We start from the raw sequence: 23507 nt of genomic DNA, 5'->3' as shown, positions 1-23507 counted from the left end.
CAGCGGCCGGGTCTGCAAGGGACACCGGAAAACCGAAGGGTAGCAAGCGCATTCGCAAGAACTTACGCACCCCAACGCTTTTTTTGGTTATGCCCTTCGGGGCGCGTAGCGCCGCCGGAAGGATGAGCGCCTTGTCACTCAGTTTGGTGGTGCGACGTCACAGACGCTCCGGAGCCATTCAAGTGGGGAGGCGCGAGGTGAACGGTGGCAGGCGCTGGCGGTGTGAGCGGTTTTCTTTTGCCTACTTTTCTTTGCCGCTGCAAAGAAAAGTAGGTGCCGCCCCGCACAGGGGCAACGCTTGAAGCACCGCCGCGAAAACAAGTAAAGCCCAAAGCAGCCAAGAACCACCCATCAAACCGCAGCCCTTGGCACCGCCCGCTGCAGCGCCACGCGCAGCACCTCATAGTGCACCGGCTTCGTAAGCCGATCAAAAAACAGCGCCCCCTCGCCGCCGGAGGCACCGTTCCCCGCATGATCAGAAATCGCCGCGAGCCCCGCGACATCGGCACTCACTGCGATCACGCGCGGCGCTCCCAGCACGTCCTGCGCGGTTTCGAGCCCTGCCACGAAGTCATACCCATCACGCCCTGGCATGTGCAGGTCGAGCAGCACCACATCGCACGCCTCGTGGGCAAGCAGCGCCAGCGCGCTATCCGCGTCACCAGCCGCGAGCGAGCGGTACCCCATATGCGCGACCATCTCGCATAACGAATCCCGCACAAGCGGGTTGTCATCCACAACGAGCACCTGCGGCAGCGCACGCACGGGCTGCTCAATTTCGGCGACGACCGCGGGCACCGGCGGCTCGACCGGCGTGACGGGAATACGCACGGTGAAAGTCGTGCCTTTGCCCACGCGGCTTTGCGTCTCGATCGTGCCGCCAAACAGCTCGACAAGGCCCCGCACGATCGCGAGCCCCATGCCCGCGCCCTCGTAACGCCGCGAGCGCGACGTGTCGAGCTGCGTGAACTCCTTGAAGATGAGCGGAATCTGGTCCGCCGCCACGCCGGGCCCCGTGTCGCCGACGACGATCACGAGCGTATCCGCGCCGGCCGGCCGCAGACCACCTTCATCGCCATTCAAGGGCCGCGCGGCCCGCGCGGACGCCTGCAGCCAGAATTCGAGCCGCACCTTGCCGCGCTCCGTGTAGCGGATCGCGTTCGTGACGAGGTTGCCGGCGATCTGGCGGATACGATGCGGGTCGGCCACCACACGCCGCTGCGGCCCCACCCACGCATGCTCGAACACGAGCCCGCGCGAGCGCGCGGCCTGCTCGTTTTCATCGACGATCGACTGCAGCAGTTCGCGCGGCTCGAACTCTTCCTGACGCAATTCGAGCTTGCCCGCACCGAGACGCGCGTAGTCGGTCAGATCCTTCATCTGCGCTTCGAGCTGCCGCGCGGCGGTTTCGAGGCGATAGATCACCTTGCGGTCGGCTTCCGAATGCGAGTTGAAACCGAGCAGTTCGATCGACGAGACGATGGCGTGCAGCGGCGTGCGCAGTTCGTGGCTGATCATGCCGAGGAAGGCGTCCTTCGCCATGCTCGCCTCGCGCGCGGCGCGGCTCGCCTGATGCTCGGCTTCGAGCGCCGCGCGCTGCTGGTCCAGCAGGCGGGTGCGCCGGTAGCCGTTCATCACGAGCAGAACGCCGGCCGCAGCGGAAAGCACGAGCAGCACGAGCCCCGAAGCGAACAGCTCGCGGCGTTTGGCGATGAAGTCGTGCCGGATCGCCTCGCGCTCGGTCACGTCGGCGAAACGCCGGTTCAGCGCCAGGTCGGTCACCTGGGTCCAGTGCAGGTCGAGCGCCATGAGCATCGGCACCGCGCGTTCGGGGTTGTCCGCGAGCGTCGCGATTTCAGCTTCGAATGGCGAGATGGTCGCGGCCAGAATGGCGAGATCCGCGTCCTGGCGCCGCTTCAAGCCCGGCGTGGAGTCGAGCGAAAGCGTCGAGCCCTTCATCACATTAAGCTTCGACTGCAGCACCTCGTAGCGCAGCCGCACCTTGTCGAGATCGCGGTCGATGCCGTCCGCGAACATCAGCAACTGGCTCTCGAAGCGCGCGTAGGCAATCTGGAGCTGCGCGGCGTCCCAGTACAGGCCGTCGTAATTGCCCGTGATGCGCTGCACGACCTGCGGATTGAGCAGGTTCGCATAAAGCAGATAGCCGACCGCCACCACGGGTGGCGCAAGCGCCGCCATCCAGATGATCGCCTGCAGCAGGCGTCGCAAGGGTCGTCGCATCAGCCGTCAGTCACCGCTTGATCGTCATTGACTTGATCTGCCACGCGAACTTCGCGTCGCCAGCCGCACCGTCGAGCTCGAGCGGATGCTGGTCGCGTGGATAGATCAGAAATAACGGGCCGAAATTGCTCACCTTCAGGCGCTGGCCGTTCATCTCGTAGGCGACCACCACGCCGTAGCGCGCGGCGTCGGCCAGGGGCACCACGCAGGTGTAGTCGTCGAGCGTGTGGATCTCGATCTGGCTGCCGTAGGCGCCCACGGCCTTGAGCACGTCCGAGAGCAGCGGGCCCGTGAAGGTCGAGCGCGGCGTCCAGGTCGTGGCCGTCGTGATCGAATGCGCGGGCAGCGCAAGCAGCTGCGCCTCGGTAAAGTGATACGCCGTATGGGCCGCGTTGTTGGTCACACGCACCTCGCCGTCCACATCGAGCGAGAGCGAACCCGCAGAACCCGCATGGGCAAACTGCCCGAACGGCAGCAGCGCGCCCGCGAGCGCGAACCCCGCCACGGCGGCCCAGCGCCGCCAGCCTGGCCATCCCGTCCAATGCCACATCTTGCCCGAGCCCTTTCGCGCGATGATTCGCGTCGTTGTCGTGTGTCTTTGCGCGGCGCTGCGCCGCGTTTTTCTGCTGCCTTTTCCGCTCTTTCCAGCGTTTTACCGCTTCCTCCGCCCGCCATGCCAGCAGGCGCGGGTGAGCATAGGCATAATATCGTCAAACATTGCACTGACAATAGCCGTCTTTTTCTCGCACACAGCTATCGGAAACGCGTGTTGCGCATTTGCCGCGCCTTTGCTGATCACGTGCTTCGTCACTCAATTCAACCCATGGATAAACCTGTCGTTCCGCTCACCTACGAACAGCTCGATCACTGGGTCGAGTCGCTGCAACCGGCGCTGATCGCGGAGGAATTCGACCTCGTGGTCGGCATCTTGCGCGGCGGCGCGCCGCTCGCGCTGATGGTTTCGCACGCAACGGGTGCGGGCGTCGCGTTCCTGCGCTATGACCGCGCCACGCGCGAAGTGCGCTGGGACTCCACGTTGCCGCTGCCCGAGCCGGGCTCGAAAGTGCTGCTGTGCGAAGACATCGCGGGGCGCGGCCATACGCTCGTGGACTGCATCGCGTTTCTGAGCGAGCACGGGCTCGTCGTGCGTACGCTCACCGGCGCCTATGACGACCTCAGCCGTTTGCGCCCTGATTATTCGATCGATGCCAGCGGCTATTTCACGCTTTTCCCGTGGGAGCGCCAGGCCTACACGGACCGCTATCGCGCCGACTGGATTCGCGACGGCAACGGCGAGGGCGCAAGCATGGCCGACGACCACGAGTACGCCGTCTACGCGATCGATCTCGACGGTGTCCTCCTCCCCGACATCCCGGTCGCGCGCTACGACGAAGACCTCGTCGCCGCGCTCGCCGAGCGCGATGAGCTGGTGCCGTTCGAGCGCCTGCCCGGCATCGACATGAAGCGCACGCGGGCGATCATCACGGGACGTCCGGAGATCGACCGCGAGCGCACGCTGGCCTGGCTCGAGCGTCACGGCTTCGGGCACCTCGAACTGATCATGCGCACGCCGGACGAGCACAACGACACGGCCGCGGCCGTGGCTGCGCACAAGGCAGCCGCGGCGATTCGCAGCGGCGTCACGCACTTCATCGAGAGCGATCCGGTGCAGGCCATCCTGATCGCCCAGCGCGCGCCGCTGTTGCGCGTGATCTGGTGGAACGCCCACGCGCGCACGGGCACGCTGATCGGCGCCTCGGCGTGGAGCTGAGCGAGAACGCCCTCACACGCCGCCGCGCTGGCCCTCAATGAACCGGGCGGCGCGCGGCGAAGCCACCACGATGAGCTTCATGGCCGCGCGCGTCGCGCCGACGAAGAGCTTGCGCGCGGCGCGCTCGTCGAATGGCTCGAAATCCACCTCGGTCAGGATCACGCACGGCGCGGACTGCCCCTTGAAGCGGTAGATCGAATCGAGCAGCACGTCGCCCTCTCGGTACTGCGGATTGCCGAACAGGTCGTATTGGCCCGTGAAGCTGCGCAGCCGGTGCGGGCCGAGCTGATCGAGCGTCGTGAAAAGCGAATGCTCGCGGCCGCGATACGACAGCACGACGATGTCCTGCTTGCGAAAGCCGAGCGAAAGCGCCTGCGTGATCGCGCGTTTGGTCGCCAGCACCACGCCGGGCTCGGCGCCCGTCTCCGTTTCCTGCTCGTCCCAGCTCGCCACCGTCACCTCGGAGCCGTCGAACGGACTGCCCGCCGCAAGCTGCGCGATGGCGGGCACGGTCGGTCCGGCCACGTCGCGCAGGAACGCGAGGATGTCGCGCGGGCTGCGGTAGTTCGTGTTTTCGCGCAGCACGGTCCAGCCCGCCAGCGCGAGCGGCTCGCGCACGTACAGGTTCTGCAGCGGATCTTCGAGCCACCACCACGCGGCGCCTGGCCGCAATAGCCGCTCGAGCGCGCCGACCCACGGCTCGTGAAAATCCTGCCCCTCGTCGACGATCAGCACATCGAACTGCCAGCGCCCGGCAATCGGCATCTCGCCGAAACGCCGTACGAGGTCTTCGAATGCGCCGGGGCTGTCGAAATCGGGCACGTGGCCGCCGTCGCGCGCGATCCAGTCGCACAGCTGGTGATACGTCGCCACCTTCGCTTCGGGTGGCGCGAGCTTCGCGATGTGATCCGCGAGGGGCCGGTTAAAGCACACGTAAAGCGTGCGCGCGCCGCGCGCCACCGCGTCCTTCATGACCTGCACGGCCAGTTGCGTCTTGCCCGAGCCCGCCGTGCCGGTCACGCGCAGCCGGAACGGCGCGAATTCGAGCCGGCGCGCCCACGTGGCGAGGCCGCCCGCGAGCCGCGTGACGAGTGTGCCCGCCGCGCCGACCAGTGCGCTGGTATCGGGCGCCAGCGACAGTTCGTCGGCGAGAAAGTGGTGGATCTTGGCTGCGCACGGCAGGCGCGGCTCGTCGGCGGGCATGGCGGCGAGCACGATGGCGGCGAGCTGCGCCTTGCGCGTGGCATCGACGATGCGCGCGGGATTCACGCCCGCGATCGCCGGCTCGCGCACCACGTGGTCGGGGCAGTAGAACAGCTCTTCGAGCACGTAGGTGCCCGCGCCGAACGTGGCGGTGAAGCGCCGGTGCAGCCCTTCGACGGTGCGCGCCAGCGCGATTGCCACGTTGCGCTCGGTTTGCATGTACGCCTTGACGAGCCCGGCCGGCGTTTCGCGCAAAAAGCCGGTTTTCTGCTCGACGATCATGACGCGCCCGGCCGGGCTCACGATCACGAAATCGGCCTCGCCGAAGACCGAAAAGCCCTCGGAAAGGCGCGTCCAGTGCACGCCGTGATAGACGGTGTAGCCGTTCGGCAAACCGCGAGCGAGCGCGGCAAGCGTTTCGCGCTCGCGCGCGGCGGCGCCGGTGGCTTCGAGATGCTGCCAGTCGTCGGGGACAATGCGGGCCATGGGCGGGTCTCGAGCGTACGTTTTTGGGGCGAGGCGGCAAATCGAGGGAGCGGTGCCGCACGAATCCGGCGCGGCGGCGGAACTCCCGGCGCCGCGCAGCGCCTATTCTACGAAATGGATGGCTGCACAAAAAAACGCGCGAGAATCGTGTATCGTGGCGGCCTGCGCCAGGCTTGACCCCTTTTCCCCTTGCAAGGAGTACGCGCCAGATGATCACGATCTGGGGACGCGCCAATTCGGTGAATGTCCAGAAAGTCCTGTGGTGTTGCGATGAACTCGTCCTGCCGTTCCAGCGCATCGACGCGGGCGGCCCGTTCGGGCATCTCAACGAGCCTTCCTATCTCGCCATGAATCCGAACGGCAAGATCCCGACGATCTCGGACGGCAATTTCGTGCTGTGGGAGTCGAACGCGATCCTGCGCTATCTGGCGATGGAGTACGGTCCCTCGAGCCTGCTCTACCCGACCGACCCGAAGGTGCGCGCCTCGATCGAGCGCTGGCTCGACTGGTCGATAGGCACGCTCGCGCCCGCCGAGCGTCCGGTGTTTCTCGCGCTCGTGCGCACGCCGCCGGAAAAGCGCGACACCGCGAAGATCGCCGCCGATCTCGATCAGCTCACGCCCCTCTGGAGGCTGCTCGACCACCATCTGCAAGGCCGCTTCTTCCTGGAAAACGAGCGCTTCTCGCTCGCGGACATCGTGCTTGGCGCGTACGCGCGGCGCTGGTTCGGGCTCGAAGGCGTGGAGCGCGAGCCGCTGCCGAACCTCGAACGATGGTATCAGCGCATTGCGCAGCGCCAGGGCTTCCGCAAGTACGTCGATCTGCCGCTCACCTGAGCGGCTACTCCAGGGCGGCGCGGGCGGCCCGGCGGCGCGCCCCGTATAATCGCAGGCATGAAGACAGCAAAACCGTCCCCGGACGCCTCCGCCTTGCATAGTCACGCGCACGGCGGGGCGCACGACCACGCCCACTCGCACGACGGCGCCCAGGGCGCGACGCTCGAGTCCGCGCTCGCGATGGCCGAGGCCTATTGCCGCGAGCGCGGCGAAAAGCTCACGCCGATCCGCCGCAAGGTGCTGGAGCTGCTGCTCGCCTCGGGACGCGCCACCAAGGCGTATTCGCTGCTCGACGAAATGCGCCAGATCCATCCGGGTTCGGCGCCGCCCACGGTCTACCGGGCGCTCGACTTCCTGCTTTCGGCCGGACTGATTCACCGCATCGAATCGATCAACGCGTTCGCCGTTTGCCACGACCTCACGCAGTGCCAGCACGGCATTCTCGTGGTGTGCCAGCAGTGCGGCAACGTCACCGAGTTGCACGAGCCGAAGCTGCGCCAGGCGCTCGTTACGCAGATCGAGGCCGCGGGTTACCGGCTCGCCGGCGACGGCATCGAACTCAAGGGGCTCTGCGCGCAATGCCAGGAGAGTCAGGCGAATCAGGCCAACAAGGCCGCACAGCCAGGCGCCGCCGCCGCGCCCGAAGCGGCGCAGTCCTCGTCCGTTAGCTAAGCGCGGATCGTCATCGCCCGCCGTTGCGCGCGGGCCATCGCAGGCAAAAAGTCAGCCGCGCCGCAGATCGCGGCGCCTGCGCACCCATACGTTACCCGCCTCGCCACGCGCGCCGCCTCAGAGGGACTGGCGTGCGTCGATCGCGTCGCTCAAGAGCGTCACGAGTTCTTCCGGCCGGGCCGGCTTGGTCATGAAGTGCTGGAAGCCTTCGCCGATGCTGCGCAAACGCCAGCTTTCGTCGGTATGGCCCGTGAGCGCGACCGCGACGGTCGGTGCGTGATCGCCGCGAATTTCGTAGTCGCGCAAACGCTGGATCAGGTAGAAGCCGTCCATGGCCGGCAGGTCGAGATCGCAGACCACGGCGTCGGGGTGCAGGCTCAGTGCCGCTTCGACGCCCGTTTCGGCGTCTTCGACCGCCACGACGTGCGCGCCCTCCGCCTCCAGCAGCGAAGTCAGTGACGCCCGGCTATGCGGGTCGTCTTCGACGAGGACGATGGTCGTCCGGTCGAGCTTGTGTACTGCGTTCATTGTGTTTGCTTACATGCCTTTCTGTCTGTCAGGCCGAGTGCCGCGAGGCTGCGAGCCCGGCGTGATACTGGGCGCACGGCACCGCGGGCCGTCCTGATAGAGCAATCTTAATGCCGTCCGGTTCCAGCGTGCTGAAAGTGCGCCCATCCGCGCCGCGCACGATAGCCGCATCACAAGACAGCGCGATGACGGCCGCGCTCACGCTTTGCCGCCCTGTTTTGCGTCCTGCCGCGGGCCCTGCTTTTGGCCCTCCCGCGAAGCGGCGAAGCCCTTGGCTTTGCCGGTTTGCGCATAGGCTTCGAGTGCGCGCTGGCGTGCCAGTTCGTGCTCGACGACAGGTTCTGGATAATTCTTGCCAAGGCGCACGCCCGCCGCTTCGAGTTGCCGCGCGCTGGCCTTCCACGGCTGGTGCACGAGCGCGTCGGGCAAGCCCGCCAGCTCCGGCACCCACTGCCGCACGTAGGCGCCGCGCGGGTCGAACTTCTGGCCCTGGAGCACCGGATTGAAAATGCGGAAATACGGCGCGGCGTCCACGCCCGAGCCCGCCACCCACTGCCAGTTTGCCGGATTGCTGGCTGGGTCGGCGTCCACGAGCGTGTCCCAGAACCAGGACTCGCCCGCGCGCCAGTCGATTAACAGGTGCTTGGTCAGGAACGACGCCACGACCATGCGCACGCGGTTGTGCATCCACCCCGTGCGCCAAAGTTCGCGCATCCCGGCATCGACGAGCGGATAACCGGTCAGCCCGCGCTGCCACGCTTTCAGGCCCGCGGCGTCGTTGCGCCACGGCATGGCGTCGAAAGCGGGACGCAGGTTGCGCGTCGCCAGATCGGCGTAGTGGTAGCGCTGGTAATGGCAGAACTCCCGCCAGCCCAATTCGCTCGCGAACTTCTCCGCGCTCGTGGCGCGCCGCGCCGAGCCGCGGCCGTGCGCGTGCTGCGCCGCCCTGAGCGCCGCCCAGACCTGGCGCGGCGAAACGGCGCCGACGGCGAGATACGGAGAGAGGCGGCTCGTGGCGGCGTCGCCGGGCTCGTCGCGCTCGCCGGCGTAGCTGTCGAGGTCGGTGGCGAGGAACGCGCGCAGGCGTTCCAGCGCGGCTTCCTCGCCCGCTGGCCAGGCCGCGCGCAAGCCGCCCGACCAGTCGGGCGAGCGTGGCGCGAGGCCGAGCGCATCGAGTGTCGATGCGCGTTGGGTAAGACGTGCTGGCAACGATTGAAAAATCATCCGTTCGGGCTCGCCTTGCGGCGGCGGCGGATCGCCCATGCGCAGGCAGGCGCGCCAGTAAGCGCTGAATACCCGAAACGGCTCGCCGGACTGGTTGAGCACCGTCCACGGCTCGTTGAGAAGCTGCCCGTTGAAGCTCTCGACATCCACGCCGCGCTCGCGCAACGAGGCTTTGAGGGCGCTATCGACTGCGCGCTGCGCCGCGCCGTAGCGGCGATTCCAGTACACGGCTTGCGCGCCGGTTTCCGCGACGAGCGCGTTCAGCGTGGCCGCTTCGTCGCCTTGCAGGAGCAGCAGGCGGCCGCCGCGCGCCGTCAGCGCGACATCGAGCGCGCGCAGCGACTCATGACGCCACCAGCGCGCCGCGCCGCCCTCCGGGCGCTCGCCCGAGGCGTGCGGATCGTGGATCCAGACGCAGATCAGCGCAAGGCCGCTCGCCGCGGCCTGCGCGAGCGCTGGCTGATCGGCCAGGCGGAGATCGTCGCGAAACCAGACGATGGCGGGCGCTTCGTTGGACGAAGCGCGGGAAGAAGCGGAAGAAGAAGGCAGACCGGACCTCGACCGGGAAACATTCGCGCGGCACAGCGCACGGGCCATGCCGCAAAGGTCACGGAGCGTACCACGGCGCGCGGCGGCGACTAATCCGTATCAATGCCCGTATCGGCGCGGCTGGCGATGCGCTCCGGTCCCACGCCTTGCGTGATGAGCGCGACCGCATGGCGCGCGATCGCCTCGACGTCGACGTGAGGTTGCGCTGCGTCGCCGCGCCATATCTGATTGGTCGCGAGCGGCAGCAGCGTGAGACCCATCAACGACTGGAACAGCAGTGAAGGCTCCAGCGCCGCGTTGAGCCGGCCCTCGCGCTGCCAGCGCGCAATCGCCGTGTGGGCCTTTTCCTGGTTCTCGCGGCCCAGACGCTCGAGCATGCGCTGGCGCAGCACGCCGCCCTCGCTGATGACGTCGCGCACCCACAGCGGCGCAAACCACGGATGGCGCTGCCCCACCGCCACGAAGCGCCGCGCCAGCGCGGTAAGCGCCGTCACGGGATCGTCGGGATGCTCCGCGAACAGGTCGCCGAGCGTTTCGCGCAGCGGCACGAAACGTTCGTCGATCAGCACGTCGATCAGATGATCGCGCGTCTTGAAGTAGTAATGGACCATCGCCGGTGTGACGCCGGCCTCGCGGGCAATGGCGGCAAGCGACGTGTCGAGGATGCCCTGGCGCGCAAACAGCACGAGCGCTGCGTCGATCAGGCGCGCACGCTGCTCCGCCCCGCCCACACCGCCGCTCGGCCGGCCGGGGCGACGCGCGGCGGGCCGGCCTGGCGCGCCGCCTGCGCTGTCGAGGGAGTGTTCTGGCGCTTTCATAGGCGTTCTATCGGGGTCAAGAAGGAGTCACGAATTGAATTTTGACCAACTGGAATAATTGTCCTAATATTAACCTCCGAATTAATTAAATTCAAGATAGATGGACACGACGATGGAACCCAGCACGAACCACCCTGTGCCCGCCACGGCGGGAGCTAACGCCAGCGCGAAAACGGCGGCGACGGCATCGGGCCCGGCTGCGGCCGATACCGGCGGTCATCCGCCCATCCGGCTGCTGTTTCCGGCGCTCCTGCTCGTCATGCTGCTGGCGGCTCTCGACCAGACCATCGTCTCGACGGCACTGCCCACTATCGTCGGCGAACTGGGCGGGCTCGACCGGCTCTCGTGGGTCGTCACGGCTTACCTGCTCACCTCGACGATCGTCGTGCCGCTCTACGGCAAGTTCGGCGACCTGTTCGGCCGCAAGATCGTTCTGCAGGCCGCCATCGTCATCTTCCTGATCGGCTCGGCGCTGTGCGGCGTGGCGCAGAACATGGAACAGCTCATCGTGCTGCGCGCCCTTCAGGGCATCGGCGGCGGCGGTCTCATGGTCGTGACGATGGCCGCCATCGGCGACGTCATCCCGCCCGCGCAGCGCGGCAAGTACCAGGGCATGTTCGGCGGCGTGTTCGGCATCGCCACCGTGATCGGGCCGCTGCTCGGCGGCTTTCTCGTCGAGCATCTGTCGTGGCGCTGGATCTTCTACATCAACCTGCCGCTCGGCGCGATCGCGCTCGTGGTGATCGGCGCCGTGTTCAAGCCGCGCGCCGCGCACGTGAAGCACGTGATCGACTACATGGGCGCGGCATGGCTCGCCGCCGCCCTCACCTGCCTGATCCTCTTCACGAGCGAGGGCGGCTCGCTGCTGCCGTGGACTTCGCCCACGCTCTGGCTCACGCTGCTGCTCGGTGTGGTAGCCGTGGCGGGCTTCATCCACGAGGAAAAGCATGCGGCCGAGCCCATCATGCCGCTCGAGCTCTTCCGCCAGCGCACCTTCGTGCTCGCGAGTCTGATTGGCTTCATCGTGGGCGTGTCGCTGTTCGGTTCGGTCACGTTCCTGCCGCTGTATCTGCAGGTCGTGAAGGGCTCCACGCCCTCGCAGGCCGGCATGCAGATGCTGCCGATGATGGGCGGCGTGCTCGTCATGTCGATCATCACGGGACGCATCATCAGCAAGATCGGCAAGTACCGCATCTTCCCCATCGTGGGCACGGCGCTCGTGGCCGTCGCGATGACGCTGCTCGCACGCTTGCGGCTCGACACGCCGATTCACCTCATGTACGCCTACATGGGCCTGCTCGGATGCGGCCTGGGCATGGTGATGCAGGTGCTGATTCTCGCTGTGCAGAACGCCGTGGAGTTCCGCCACATGGGTGTGGCGACGTCGGGCGCTACGCTGTTCCGCTCGATTGGCGGCTCGGTGGGCGTGGCCGCATTCGGCGCGGTGTTCTCGCACGGGCTGAACGCGCGGCTCGAGAAGGTGCTCACGGCCGACGTGCAACTGCCGCAGCCGCTCACGCCCGATGTGATCCGCCATCTGCCGCCCACGCTGCACACGCAGTATCTCGATGCGTTCGCCGGCGCCCTGCACACGGTTTATCTCTCGGCTGCGGTCGTGGTGGTGTTCTCGTTCGTGCTGTCGCTGCTGCTGCGCGACGTGCCGCTGCGCAAGCAGCATTGAGCGCGTTTCTCTTTTCCCCTCCGGCCAGCGGATTCCCGCTGGCTTTTTTTGCCTTGCGAACCGGCATCCCATCGATCTAATGGGGTCCGTTCGCATCGGCATTACATTTTCCACACATTTAATTACAGTTAGCTAAAATCGCGGGCACCGCGCGCCGGGACCCGGCGGCACGCGTTCGAACGCTCGCGACGGCTGCATGACGGTCGCTCGCCATAAAACACACAACCCAGGAGAAGACCCGCCCATGGACACCCAGACCGATCAAGCCACGCTCTCCGCGCAAGACACGAGGCGGCGCGTATTCGCCATCGTCGGCGCCTCGTCGGGCAATCTCGTCGAGTGGTTCGACTTCTACATTTACTCGTTCTGCGCGCTGTATTTCGCGCCCGCGTTCTTCCCGAGCGGCAACACCACCACGCAGTTGCTCAACACCGCCGGCGTGTTCGCCGCGGGCTTCCTGATGCGTCCGATCGGCGGCTGGCTGTTCGGCCGCATCGCCGACCGGCACGGCCGCCGCACCGCGATGATGATCTCGGTGCTCATGATGTGCGGCGGCTCGCTCGTGATCGCCATGCTGCCCACGTACGCGCAGATCGGCGCGTTCGCCCCGTTCCTGCTGCTGCTCGCGCGCCTCTTCCAGGGGCTTTCGGTGGGCGGCGAGTACGGCACCAGCGCGACCTACATGAGCGAGGTCGCGCTCAAGGGCCGGCGCGGCTTCTTCGCGTCGTTCCAGTACGTCACGCTGATCGGCGGCCAACTTTGCGCGCTGCTCGTGCTCGTGATCCTGCAGCAGACGCTCTCCACGGAAGAACTGAAGGCCTGGGGCTGGCGCATTCCGTTCGTGGTCGGCGCCGCCGCCGCGCTGATCTCGCTCTATCTGCGCAAATCGCTCGATGAGACCTCGACGAGCGAATCGCGCCACAAGCGCGACGCGGGCACGATTCGCGGCGTGTGGCAGCACAAGGGCGCGTTCTTCACGGTCGTGGGCTTCACGGCAGGCGGCTCGCTGATCTTCTACACGTTCACGACCTACATGCAGAAGTACCTCGTGAACACGGCCGGCATGCACGCGAAAACCGCGAGCAACGTGATGACCTGCGCGCTCTTCGTCTACATGCTGATGCAGCCGGTGTTCGGCGCGCTGTCCGACAAGATCGGCCGCCGCACGTCGATGATCCTGTTCGGCTCGCTTTCAGTGCTCGGCACGGTGCCGATCATGCATGCGCTCAAGGACGTGTCGAGCCCGGTGGCCGCGTTCGTGCTCATCATCGTCGCGCTCGCCATCGTGAGTTTCTATACGTCGATCAGCGGCCTCATCAAGGCCGAGATGTTCCCGCCCGAAGTGCGCGCGATGGGCGTGGGCCTCTCGTATGCGGTGGCGAATGCGATCTTCGGCGGCTCGGCCGAATATGTCGCGCTGTGGTTCAAGTCGGTTGGCAGCGAGACCACGTTCTACTGGTACGTCACGGCGATCTGCGCGGTCGCGCTCGTCGTGTCGTGGCACATGCGCGATCCGGCCAAGGAAGGGTATCTGCGCCACGAGCCGTGATCCCGGCGTGGCGCATTCCGTTGCTCAAACGGGCTGCGCCACGCGCTCCATCGCACGCTGCAACGTTTCGTAGACCTTCGGACGATTGCACTGCGAAACATTGAAACGCAGAAAATCGCCCGCGCCGCGCGACACGCTGAACACGTTGCCCGGCGCGAGCACCACGCCTTCCACCAGCGCTTCGCGCGCGATCTGCGCGGCGTCGAGCCCATCCGGCAATTGCGCCCATACGAATAGTCCCGCCTGCGGACGCGTCCACGCGGTGAGGCCGAGCGCCGAAAGCCGGCGCAGCGTTTCGCCCATCGCGTCGGCGAGCTTCGCGCGCAGTCCGTCCAGATGCCGCCGATAGGTGCCATCGACGAGCAAGCGGTGCACGAGTTCCGCCACCATCTCCCCATTGCCGAACGAGACCGCAAGCTTGAGATCCACAAGCGGCTCGATCCAGTCCGCGCGCGCCGCGATGAAACCGCAGCGTGCCGCCGCCGACATCGTCTTCGAGAAACTGCCGATCGTGACGACACGCGCGAGGCCGTCGAAGGCCGCGAGACGCGGCGCGGGCTCGATTTCGAAGTCGGCGAAGATGTCGTCCTCGACGATCAGGAGGTTATGTTCCTCGGCGAGCTTGAGCAGGCGATGCGCGACGGCAGGCGCGAGCGTCGCGCCAGTGGGGTTGTGGACCGCCGAGTTCGTCACGTAAAGGCGCGCTCGCGTTTCGGCCAGCGCGCGCTCGAACGCGGCGAGATCCGGTCCCGTCGGCGTGTACGGCACGCCGACCACGCGCACGCGGTGCGCGCGCAGCAGCGCCTGAAAATTGAAGTAGCACGGGTCGTCCACGAGCACGGTGTCGCCGGGCTCCAGCAGAAAGCGGCACAGCAGGTCGAGCGCCTGGGTGCCGCCATCGGTCAGCACGATCTGCTCGGGCGCGGCCTCCACACCATGCTGGCCGAGCCGCCAGGCGAGCTGCTGGCGCAGCGCGGGCAGCCCGAGCGGCGAGGCGTAATCCGTGAGCGGCGCGCGCGGATCGCGTGCGATGGCGCGCAGCGCGCGCCGCACGGCGTCCTCCGGCAGCCACGAGGCGGGCAGCCAGCCGCAGCCGGGCCGCAGCGCACCCGCCTCGGTCTGCAGCGACTGGCGCGTGAGCCAGAGCGGATCGATCTCGCGGTCGAGCTGCGGCCCGAGCGCGGCGAGCGCGAGCGGCGGCGCATGACCGGCCACGAAGAAACCCGCGCCGCGCCGCGCGACCAGCACCCCTTCGGCGACGAGGCGCTCGTAAGCCTCCACCACCGTCGAATTCGACACGCCAAGCTGCTCGCCCATCGCGCGGATGGACGGCACGCGCGCGCCCGCAGCCAGCGAGCGCGCGGCAATGCGCTCGCGCAGCGCCTGCATCACGTGCTCGACGCGCGTCATGGGCAAGCCTTGCGTTCTTGCTCTGTCTTTCATCTGTACTGCTCCGTGTTCAATACAGTTTGAATGAATTGTACTGATCTGTAGCTTACCTTCGCGCGGCTCGGCGCGCATCATCGCCGGATCGATCCCGGATGTTTCCCCCTCGCCCAACCCCATGCGCAAAACGCTCGATCCCACCACCGACGGCTGGCTCTGCGGCCTCGCAGGCGTCCTCATCTTCAGCGGCTCGCTGCCCGCCACGCGACTCGCCGTGCTCAGCCTCGACCCCGTGTTCCTCACGGGCGGGCGCGCGACCATCGCGGGCGTGCTCGGCGTGCTACTGCTCCTGTCGTTGCGCGCGGCGCGGCCCGCGCGCAACGAAGTCTGGCCGCTCGTCATCGTCGCGCTCGGCGTGGTGGTGGGCTTTCCGCTTCTCACCGCGCTCGCGCTCCAGCACGTGAGTTCGGCGCACGCCATCGTGTTCGTCGGCTTGCTGCCGCTCGCCACGGCCGTGTTCGGCGTGCTGCGCGCGGGCGAGCGTCCGCAGCCGGCCTTCTGGGTCTTTTCCGCAGCGGGCAGCGCCGCCGTGGTGGCGTTCGCGCTGCGCCACGGCATCGACGCCTCGCCGCTCGGCGACGCGCTCATGCTCGCCGCGATCGTCGTGTGCGGGCTCGGCTACGCGGAAGGCGCGCGGCTCTCGCGGCGCCTGGGCGGCTGGCAGGTGATCTGCTGGGCGCTGGCAATCTCGCTGCCGGTGATGGCGCCGCTCGCATGGTGGCTGCGCCCCGCGTCGTTCGCCGCCGTGAGCGCGGCTTCGTGGTGGGGGTTCGCTTACGTGTCGCTCTTCAGCATGCTGATCGGCTTCGTGTTCTGGTATCGCGGGCTCGCGCTCGGCGGCATTGCGGGCGTGGGGCAATTGCAGTTGCTGCAGCCGTTCTTCGGCTTCGTGCTCGCGGCGCTGCTGCTGCACGAAGCCGTGCCGCCGGCGATGATCGCCGTCACCGCCGTGGTGATCGCATGCGTGACCGGGGCGCGGCGCTTCGGGCGCACGACGGGCGCTGCCTCTGTCGCAAATCGCGCGGGCGCGCAGCGCGTCTAGGCCACGCATTTTTGGCGCGCCTCAATTTTGGCGCGCTTCAAATGCGCCCGCGCGCGAGGCATAGTGACGGATGCAAACCTCCTTCCCCCTGCCTTCGCGCCTGGCTCCGACCGATGACCCCACACTCCGACGCGCAAGTGCGCGACGCCACCGCCGACGACTTTCCCGCCATCGCCGCCATCTACGCGCACCACGTGCTGCACGGCACGGCATCGTTCGAGGAGACGCCGCCTTCGCTCGACGAACTCCTGCGCCGCCACGCCGCCGTGCGCGAACACGGCTTGCCCTGGCTCGTCGCCGAGATCGACGGCCGCGTGGCCGGCTATTGCTACGCCACGCCCTACCGGCCGCGCCCGGCGTACCGCTTCACGATTGAAGACTCGATCTATATCGACGAAGCGTTTCGCGGCCGCGGACTCGGCCACACGTTGCTTAACGCGTTGATCGAACGCTGCGAGGCGGGCCCGTGGCGGCAAATGATCGCCGTGGTCGCCGACCCGCGCGGCGGCTCGCTCAAACTGCACGAGCGCCTCGGGTTCGAACTGACCGGCACGCTGCGCGGCGTAGGCTTCAAGCACGGCGAGTGGCGCGACACGGCGCTCATGCAGCGCACGCTCGGGCCGGGCGTGGATACGCCGCCCAAGGGCTGACGCGGCAGGCTCAAAAACGCTTGGGCACGCCGCGCGCGCGCCGCAAGCGAAACGCGGCTCGTACAATACGTCCTTTCGCAACGGAGTCAGACCCACGGCTCCGAAGACAAGGACTGATTCACCATGCAACCCCTCCTCGAACACCTGCACCCGGCCAACTGGGGCTTCCTGTGGGACGCGCTCTCCGCGCTCGCGCTGCGCCTGTGCGCCGCCTTCGCAATCCTCTGGTTCGGCTGGTGGCTCTCACGGCGCGTAGGCAACTGGATCAAGCGGCGCGGCAGCGGCATCGACCCCACGCTGCGCCCCATCGTGCGCGACACGGCCGTGTGGGGCGTGCGCCTCGTCGCCGTGATCGGCGCGCTCTCGCAAATCGGCATCCAGACGGCCAGCATCGTCGCGGTGCTCGGCGCCGCGGGTCTCGCCATCGGCCTCGCGCTGCAAGGCACGCTGCAGAACATCGCGGCCGGCATCATGCTGTTGCTGCTGCGGCCGTTCAAGGTAGGCGACTATATCGACGGCGGCGTCGGCGCAAGCGTCGCGGGTACTGTCGAGGAAGTGAACCTCTTCACCACGCGCCTCACGAAACCGGACGGCATCTGCGAATACGTGCCGAACAGCGGGCTCTGGAGCAATTCGATCCGCAACTACAGCCGCAATCCCACGCGCCGGCTCGACCTCGAAGTGGAAGTGTCGGTACGCGACGACGTGAACCACGCGATCGACGTATTGCGCACGCTCGCCGCTGCCGATCCGCGCGTGCTGGCGTCGCCCGCGCCACAAGTGATGGTGTCGCGTTTCGACGACAGCACCGCCGTGCTCAATATCCGTGTGTGGTCGAACATCGACACGTTCTGGGACATGCGCTGGGACCTTTCGCGCAAGGTGCGCCAGGCGCTCAATGACGCGCACTGCTCGCTGCCCGTGCGCACGCGCGAACTGCACATCGTGCAGACGCAACCGGCGGAACCGGAGCCGCCGACACGACCGACGCAATCGACGCAATCGACGCAACAAGCGCAGCAATGAACGCCTACGCGCGCCGCCTGCGCAGCTACGCCAGAAGGCTCGTGCCGCACGGTTACCTGGCCTTGCTGCTGGTGCTCGACGGCCTGCTGCTGGTGCGCCCGGTCGCGCAGAAAGCGCTCGAACACACGCGCGGCAACTGGTTCGACGACTGGATCACGCTCATCAACGCATTCGGCGTGCTCGCGCTTCCCCAGGCGCTCGTGGCCACCGGCCTCACGATGATGTCATTCGGCATCGCGCTGCGCGCGCGCGTGGCGTGGATGCTTTCGCTCGTGCTGCTCACCGGCGCGGCCAGCATCTGCCTGTGGGGCGACTACCGCAGCCACGCGCTCGCGGCCTACTCGCTCGCACTGGCCTGCGCGCTCATTTACTACTGGCGACGCTTCGATCGCGCGAGCGTCGCCGCGGGCTCCTTGTTCGCATTCCTGAGCATTGGCTCGTTGGTCGTCTACGCGGTGTTCGGCTCGCTGTATCTAGGCGACGACTTTGCGCCGCCCATTCGCAACCTCGTCACGGCGTTCTACTTCTCGATCGTGTCGATGTCCACGGTCGGCTACGGCGATATCGTGCCGCACTCGGACACCGCGCGGCTTTTCACGGCTTCGATCATCGTGCTCGGGATCACCGTGTTCGCGACTTCGATCAGCGCCGTGATCGGGCCCGTGATTGGCGGGCACCTGAAACGCATCGTCAAGGGAGGCATTTCCAACGTGACCCGCAAGAACCATTATTTGATCGTCGGCGCTTCGCCGCTCGCGCATAGCGTGTACGAGGGGCTCGTCAAGCGCGGCTACACGGCAACCGTGATCGTCGCGCCGAATACGCCGCACAACTATCCGGCCGAGGCAGACCTCATCGTCGGCGACGCGAGCGATACCGCCACGCTGCACAACGCGGGCGCCGAAACCGCGCTCGCCGCGCTCGCGTTGCGCTCGGACGACGCCGAGAACGCCTTCGTGATCCTCGCGATCAAGGAGATCGCGCCGAAGGTGCGTACCGTGGCGCTCGTGAACGACAGCCGCAACCTGCAGCGCTTGCGCCTCCTGCAGCCCGATATGGTGTTTTCGCCGCAACTGCTCGCAGGCGAACTGCTCGCGCGCACGCTCAACAACGAGACCATCGACAACACGCTGATCGAACAGTTGCTGTTTGGGAAGAGCGTGGGAGGGGCGGCGTAGGCCCTTTTACCGTTCCGGCAGCGGCAGACGCCTGAACAACGTGGGATAGTCGATCACAAGCCCATCTTCGTCCACGCGCAGGTTCGCCGTGAAATCGCGGAAGATGCCCTCGTAGCGGTATTCGCGGTCGCGTTCGATGCACACGTAGGCCTGTTCGACCGGTTTTGGCTCAAGCTCCGGCGCCGCGATGTACGCCACGCGAATCGGCTGGCGCTCGCCGCGCGCGAGACCCAGACGCCGGATTGGCAGTGTGTTCGTGAACGGTGTGGCGGCGATGTCGATGTCGATGCAGCCATCGAGCGCTTTCAGTGCGCGCCCTTCCCCGTCGGTCCAGTGGCCCTTGCCGTCGCTGTGGAGCACGAGCGAGCCGCCGCCCATCACGCGAAATGCAGCCCAACGCACACGCCAAAGCGCGTCGCACTCGATGGCGTAGGCGAAGCCATAAGACTTGCCGTAGCGCTCGCCGACGATCACGCTTTCCGCGCGAATCGCGTCGCCTTTCTCGCCATATTTCGGGCCGCAATGCGCATCGAACGCCAGATGCTCGATGCCCTCGCCCGTTTCGGATGCCCATCGCACTTCCCGCATCGTTCGCCTCCACAGAGATCACGGCAACCGCCGTGTGCGTATCGTAACGCGGCGGCAAATAACGACTATCAACCTACGCGCATGCGCGAGGCGGCCTGCATCGCCTATCCTCGCATTCTGGCCGCCCGTGCGCTTCGCACTGGGGCCGCACTCGCCTGTATCCGCACGCCACGCCTTCGCCCGCATTCACCATGTTCGCCCGATTTTCCGCCGCTTCCGGCCGCACTGCCGATACCGCCGCAGGCCTCGCATTGCGCGCGCTCTTGCGCAGCCTCGGCCAGATCGTGCTGCAGGCGCACGCGGGAACGGGCGCGTGCCTGCTCGCGGCGCTCGCGCTCACCGACTGGCGGCTGGCGCTCGCCGCCGTGCTCGGCGCCGCAGCGGCCAACGTCTGCGCGCTCGTGGCGGGCCACGCCGAAACCGCGATCCATGAAGGCCTCGCGGGCTACAACGGCGCCCTCGCCGCGCTCGCGGCGTTCACTTTCGTCGGCGACGCGGGCACGGCGGCCGCGCTCGCGCTCATCGCGGGCGGCGCGAGCGCGTGGATTGCCGGGCCGTTGAACCGCTGGCTCACTCGCGCGCGGCTCGGGCTTTATTCCGTGCCCTGCCTCATCGCGACCTGGATCTGGCTGCCGCTGCATCTGGGCAGCGAACCCGTCGCCACCACGATCGCCATTGCACCGCTCGTCCCGCACGCCTCGCCGCTCGCGGCAGTCGTTCACGCCGCGGCTGGCGTGTTGAGCGGCCTCGCACAAACCACCTTCGCATCGGGCGCGGCGGCGGGCTTGTGCGTGCTCGCGGGCCTCGCCTGGTCCTCGCGGCGCGCGGCCGCCTACGCGCTCGGCGGCGCGGCACTCGCGAGCGCCCTCGAACTCGCGTGCGGCGCGAGCCCGGACGCCTTCGACGCGGGCCTCGCAGGCTTCAATGGCGCGCTCGCCGCGCTCGCGGTCTGCGCGCTCGGCACGCGCGCCGCGTTCTGTGCGACCATGCTCGCCGCGGCCCTGCATCTGGCCGCCGTGCGCTGCGGATTGCCCGTGCTGACCGCGCCGTTCGTGCTGGCGAGCTGGACCGTGCATTTGGCCGCGCGCCGCCTGCGCGGGCTGCGTGCAGCATCCACGCCGCCTGAAGAGTCCGAAGAGTCCACCGTCCGCTGAAGGAATCGCCATGTCTTTCGCCCATCGCCCGACGAGCACCTGCGCCGAAACCGCGCCGCGCTCCGCCGCCGAGCAGCTACTGCGCGTCGATCTCGCCGCCGCCTACCGCCTCATCGCGCTCAACGGCTGGGACGACCTCATCTACACGCATGTTTCCGCCGCCGTGCCCGACGAGCCTGGCCGCTTCCTCATCAATCCGTTCGGCCTCGCCTTCGACGAGGTGTGCGCCTCGAACCTCGTGAAGATCGACACCGAAGGCCGCATCGTCGGCGCAAGCGAGCACCCCGTGAACGCCACCGGTTTCGCGCTGCACGCTGCCGTGCATCTCGCCCGGCCCGACGCGGTGTGCGTGATGCATCTGCACAATACGGCGGGCATTGCCGTATCGATCCAGCGCGACGGCCTCTTGCCCGGCTCGCAGCACGCGCTGCGCTTTTACGGCCAACTCGCGTGGCACGACTACGAAGGCCTGGCCTTCACGCCTGCCGAAGGCACGCGCCTCACCGCAAGCCTGGGTGCACACCCGGCCATGCTGCTGCGCAATCACGGCACGCTCACCGCCGGCCGCACGGTGGCCGAGGCCTACGTGCTGATGGCGACGCTCATCAAGGCCTGCGAAATCCAGCTGCAAGCGCAGGCCGGCGGCGTGCCGCTCGTCCTGCCGCCGCCCGAGGTGGCCGAGCGCACCGCCGAGCAGCTGCGCGACGGCGGCGCGATCGAAGGCGTGCTCGAATGGCCAGCGTTGCTGCGCAAGCTCGACCGCATCGATTCGTCGTATCACGACTAGCCACACCATTGCATCGCATCACTGACTTTTCAAGGAGACCCGCATGCCGACATTCCACATCGAAATGTTCGAAGGCCGCAGCGTCGAACAAAAGCGCCAGCTCGCGGCGGCACTGACCGAGACCACCTGCAAGGTGCTCGGCGTCGAGCCGCAATCCGTCGACATCATCTTTCACGACGTGAAACCGGAAAACTGGGCGACCGCCGGGAAGCTTTGGAGCGATCCGCGCTGACGCTTTCATTTCCATCGCATTCCTTATCGTTTCCGCCTGGCGTCGCGCGCATCGCTCGCGTCGCCAGGCGGCTCGAAATCCTCCCCCGCACGATTCCCCGCGCCGCACCCCGAGGCGCATTGCCGCACCCCTTGCGGCTGCGCGGTGTATTGCCGCAGCGCCATACCCCCGGCGCATCCCGCCTGCACAACGAATGCTTAATCTAAATTGATCTTTATCAAAGCGTTAGCGCATGTTCACGCCTGATTGAGATTGACGACTGCGACACGCTGGCGCACGTCGCAGCGCAGCAAAACCGCCGCCGTTCCCCTACGCTTACGTCCATTGCACGCAACCGCAGCGCCCCCACTGCGGTGCCGTGCGCAGTTTCCCTCGCGCATTTCCCGGTAAGCAAGCAACAGGCACGCACATGCACACGTCACTTTCCGCCTTCGACCTGGCCCGGCTGCAGTTCGCCTTCACCGTCTCGTTTCACATCGTCTTTCCGGCGCTTTCCATCGGGCTTGCCAGCTTCATCGCCGTGCTCGAAGGCTGCTGGCTCAAAACACGTCAGCCGTTCTACAAGGACCTCTGCCTCTTCTGGTCGAAGGTCTTCGCCGTGGCCTTCGGCATGGGCGTCGTGTCCGGCGTCGTCATGAGCTACGAGTTCGGCACCAACTGGTCGGGCTTTTCGTCGTTCGCGGGTCCCATCACCGGGCCGCTGCTCATGTACGAAGTCATGACCGCGTTCTTTCTCGAAGCGGGCTTCCTCGGCATCATGCTGTTCGGCTGGAACCGCGTGAGCCCGCGCGCCCACTTCGGCGCGACGCTGATGGTCGCCGTCGGCACGCTCATCTCCACGTTCTGGATCCTCGCCTCGAATAGCTGGATGCAGACGCCGCAAGGCTTCAAGGTCGTCGATGGCCACGTCGTGCCGGTCGACTGGTTCAAGATCATTTTCAACCCGTCGTTCCCATACCGTCTCGCGCACATGGCGATCGCGGCGTTCATCGTGGCCGCGCTCGTGGTGGCCGCGAGCGGCGCATACCACTTGCTCAAGGGGCGGCGCGATCCCGCCATCAAGAAGATGTTTTCGATGGCGCTCGGCCTGCTGCTCGTGCTCGCGCCGGTGCAAGCCTTCGTGGGCGACGCGCACGGCCTGAACACGCGCGAATATCAGCCTGCCAAGATCGCCGCGATCGAAGGCATTTGGGACACCGAACAAGGCGGCACCGCGCTCAACCTGTTCGGCATTCCCGACATGCAGGCCGAGACCACGCGCTACGCCGTTTCCATCCCGCATCTGGGCAGCCTGATCCTCACGCATAGCTGGGACGGCGAGATCAAGGGGCTCAAGTCCTTCCCTGCCGACGAACGTCCCAATTCGCCGCTGCTGTTCTGGAGCTTTCGCGTCATGGTCGGCTTAGGCCTCCTGATGATTCTGCTCGGCGTGATGGGCTGGGTGCTGCGCCGCCGCGGCACGCTCTACGAATCGCGCGCTTTCCAGCGCTTCGTGCTCGCCATGGGACCGACGGGCTTCATCACGCTGCTCGCGGGCTGGGTCACGACCGAAGCCGGCCGCCAGCCCTGGGTGGTCTACGGTGTGATGCGCACGGCGCAGGCCGTGTCACCGCTCACGGCGCAGCAGGTGGGCGTTTCGCTGATGGCGTTCGTGGCCGTGTACTTCCTCGTGTTCGGCACGGGCATTTACTACCTGCTCAAGCTGCTGCGCAAAGGTCCCGCGCTGCCCGACACGAAGCCGCACGAGCCGCGTGAACCGCGCGTAGCCCACCCTGCGCTCACCGTGAGTCAGACCGCACGCCGCCCCATGTCCGCCGCCGATCAGCTGATCGACGCCTGAGGCTCC

Annotated in this window: 21 protein-coding genes; 13 read left to right on the top strand and 8 right to left on the bottom strand. The window is 67.1% G+C overall.

Annotated elements, in window-relative coordinates:
* Positions 1–351: 351 nt before the first annotated feature.
* A complete protein-coding gene (locus FAZ97_RS16195; RefSeq protein WP_199272138.1) occupies positions 352–2241 on the bottom strand; it encodes an ATP-binding response regulator in 1890 nt (629 codons plus the stop codon).
* A 10-nt stretch (positions 2242–2251) separates the two neighbouring features.
* Entirely contained in the window at positions 2252–2791 is a 540-nt protein-coding gene (locus tag FAZ97_RS16190) for a molybdopterin-dependent oxidoreductase (protein ID WP_158759476.1), read from the bottom strand.
* Between the two features lie 273 nt (positions 2792–3064).
* Between FAZ97_RS16190 and FAZ97_RS16185 the strand changes: the two genes are divergently transcribed.
* Positions 3065–4012 carry a phosphoribosyltransferase gene (locus FAZ97_RS16185; RefSeq protein WP_158759475.1) on the top strand — a complete coding sequence of 316 codons (948 nt, stop codon included), beginning with the start codon at positions 3065–3067 and terminating at the stop codon, positions 4010–4012.
* 12 nt (positions 4013–4024) lie between these two features.
* On the opposite strand, the gene FAZ97_RS16180 is transcribed toward FAZ97_RS16185, so the two are convergent.
* Complete coding sequence (locus FAZ97_RS16180; RefSeq protein WP_158759474.1) at positions 4025–5701, bottom strand: ATP-binding domain-containing protein; 1677 nt, start codon at positions 5699–5701, stop codon at positions 4025–4027.
* Positions 5702–5910: 209 nt separating this feature from the next.
* Here FAZ97_RS16180 and FAZ97_RS16175 point away from each other — a divergent pair, with 209 nt between their 5' ends.
* The gene (locus FAZ97_RS16175) at positions 5911–6537 is read left to right on the top strand and encodes a glutathione S-transferase family protein (protein WP_158759473.1); all 627 of its coding nucleotides are present in this window, start codon (positions 5911–5913) and stop codon (positions 6535–6537) included.
* 57 nt (positions 6538–6594) lie between these two features.
* Positions 6595–7209 carry a Fur family transcriptional regulator gene (locus FAZ97_RS16170; RefSeq protein ID WP_158759472.1) on the top strand — a complete coding sequence of 205 codons (615 nt, stop codon included), beginning with the start codon at positions 6595–6597 and terminating at the stop codon, positions 7207–7209.
* Between the two features lie 117 nt (positions 7210–7326).
* Here FAZ97_RS16170 and FAZ97_RS16165 read toward each other — a convergent pair whose 3' ends face one another.
* The 3 genes from FAZ97_RS16165 to FAZ97_RS16155 form a co-directional block, all read right to left on the bottom strand.
* Positions 7327–7737: a response regulator gene (locus FAZ97_RS16165; protein ID WP_028205606.1), complete on the bottom strand. Its 411-nt coding sequence runs from the start codon at positions 7735–7737 to the stop codon at positions 7327–7329.
* A 198-nt stretch (positions 7738–7935) separates the two neighbouring features.
* Positions 7936–9558, bottom strand: coding sequence for a cryptochrome/photolyase family protein (locus tag FAZ97_RS16160; protein ID WP_158759471.1), 1623 nt, complete (start codon positions 9556–9558; stop codon positions 7936–7938).
* A gap of 41 nt (positions 9559–9599) precedes the next feature.
* A complete protein-coding gene (locus FAZ97_RS16155; RefSeq protein ID WP_158759470.1) occupies positions 9600–10328 on the bottom strand; it encodes a TetR/AcrR family transcriptional regulator in 729 nt (242 codons plus the stop codon).
* A gap of 112 nt (positions 10329–10440) precedes the next feature.
* On the opposite strand from FAZ97_RS16155, the gene FAZ97_RS16150 reads away from it, so the two are divergent.
* Both FAZ97_RS16150 and FAZ97_RS16145 read left to right on the top strand, forming a co-directional pair.
* The gene (locus tag FAZ97_RS16150) at positions 10441–12009 is read left to right on the top strand and encodes an MDR family MFS transporter (RefSeq protein WP_158759469.1); all 1569 of its coding nucleotides are present in this window, start codon (positions 10441–10443) and stop codon (positions 12007–12009) included.
* A 244-nt stretch (positions 12010–12253) separates the two neighbouring features.
* Positions 12254–13558, top strand: coding sequence for an MFS family transporter (locus FAZ97_RS16145; protein WP_158759468.1), 1305 nt, complete (start codon positions 12254–12256; stop codon positions 13556–13558).
* Positions 13559–13582: 24 nt separating this feature from the next.
* Here FAZ97_RS16145 and FAZ97_RS16140 read toward each other — a convergent pair whose 3' ends face one another.
* Positions 13583–15001, bottom strand: coding sequence for an aminotransferase-like domain-containing protein (locus FAZ97_RS16140; protein ID WP_158759467.1), 1419 nt, complete (start codon positions 14999–15001; stop codon positions 13583–13585).
* 121 nt (positions 15002–15122) lie between these two features.
* On the opposite strand from FAZ97_RS16140, the gene FAZ97_RS16135 reads away from it, so the two are divergent.
* The 4 genes from FAZ97_RS16135 (at position 15123) to kch (ending at position 18900) form a co-directional block, all read left to right on the top strand.
* Positions 15123–16046 carry a DMT family transporter gene (locus tag FAZ97_RS16135; protein WP_158759466.1) on the top strand — a complete coding sequence of 308 codons (924 nt, stop codon included), beginning with the start codon at positions 15123–15125 and terminating at the stop codon, positions 16044–16046.
* 113 nt (positions 16047–16159) lie between these two features.
* The gene (locus tag FAZ97_RS16130) at positions 16160–16696 is read left to right on the top strand and encodes a GNAT family N-acetyltransferase (RefSeq protein ID WP_233271772.1); all 537 of its coding nucleotides are present in this window, start codon (positions 16160–16162) and stop codon (positions 16694–16696) included.
* A gap of 123 nt (positions 16697–16819) precedes the next feature.
* On the top strand, positions 16820–17722 hold the full coding sequence (locus tag FAZ97_RS16125; protein ID WP_158759464.1) for a mechanosensitive ion channel family protein: 903 nt from the start codon (positions 16820–16822) through the stop codon (positions 17720–17722).
* Positions 17719–18900 (top strand): voltage-gated potassium channel protein, encoded by a 1182-nt coding sequence (gene kch / locus FAZ97_RS16120; RefSeq protein ID WP_158759463.1) that lies wholly within the window; start codon positions 17719–17721, stop codon positions 18898–18900. Before FAZ97_RS16125 ends, kch begins: the two co-directional genes overlap by 4 nt.
* Before the next feature lie 6 nt (positions 18901–18906).
* On the opposite strand, the gene FAZ97_RS16115 is transcribed toward kch, so the two are convergent.
* Positions 18907–19488, bottom strand: a complete 582-nt coding sequence (locus FAZ97_RS16115) for a putative glycolipid-binding domain-containing protein (protein ID WP_158759462.1) — start codon at positions 19486–19488, stop codon at positions 18907–18909.
* A gap of 191 nt (positions 19489–19679) precedes the next feature.
* Here FAZ97_RS16115 and FAZ97_RS16110 point away from each other — a divergent pair, with 191 nt between their 5' ends.
* The 4 genes from FAZ97_RS16110 (at position 19680) to FAZ97_RS16095 (ending at position 23501) form a co-directional block, all read left to right on the top strand.
* Positions 19680–20642, top strand: coding sequence for an urea transporter (locus tag FAZ97_RS16110; RefSeq protein ID WP_158759461.1), 963 nt, complete (start codon positions 19680–19682; stop codon positions 20640–20642).
* Positions 20643–20652: 10 nt separating this feature from the next.
* The gene (locus tag FAZ97_RS16105; protein ID WP_158759460.1) at positions 20653–21429 is read left to right on the top strand and encodes a class II aldolase/adducin family protein; all 777 of its coding nucleotides are present in this window, start codon (positions 20653–20655) and stop codon (positions 21427–21429) included.
* Between the two features lie 43 nt (positions 21430–21472).
* Complete coding sequence (locus tag FAZ97_RS16100; protein ID WP_028205614.1) at positions 21473–21661, top strand: 4-oxalocrotonate tautomerase; 189 nt, start codon at positions 21473–21475, stop codon at positions 21659–21661.
* A 409-nt stretch (positions 21662–22070) separates the two neighbouring features.
* Entirely contained in the window at positions 22071–23501 is a 1431-nt protein-coding gene (locus FAZ97_RS16095; protein ID WP_158759459.1) for a cytochrome ubiquinol oxidase subunit I, read from the top strand.
* Positions 23502–23507 lie beyond the last annotated feature (6 nt).

The organism is Paraburkholderia acidiphila (genome assembly GCF_009789655.1).
Classification (GTDB): domain Bacteria; phylum Pseudomonadota; class Gammaproteobacteria; order Burkholderiales; family Burkholderiaceae; genus Paraburkholderia; species Paraburkholderia acidiphila.
This window is presented reverse-complemented; position numbering and strand designations above follow the sequence as displayed.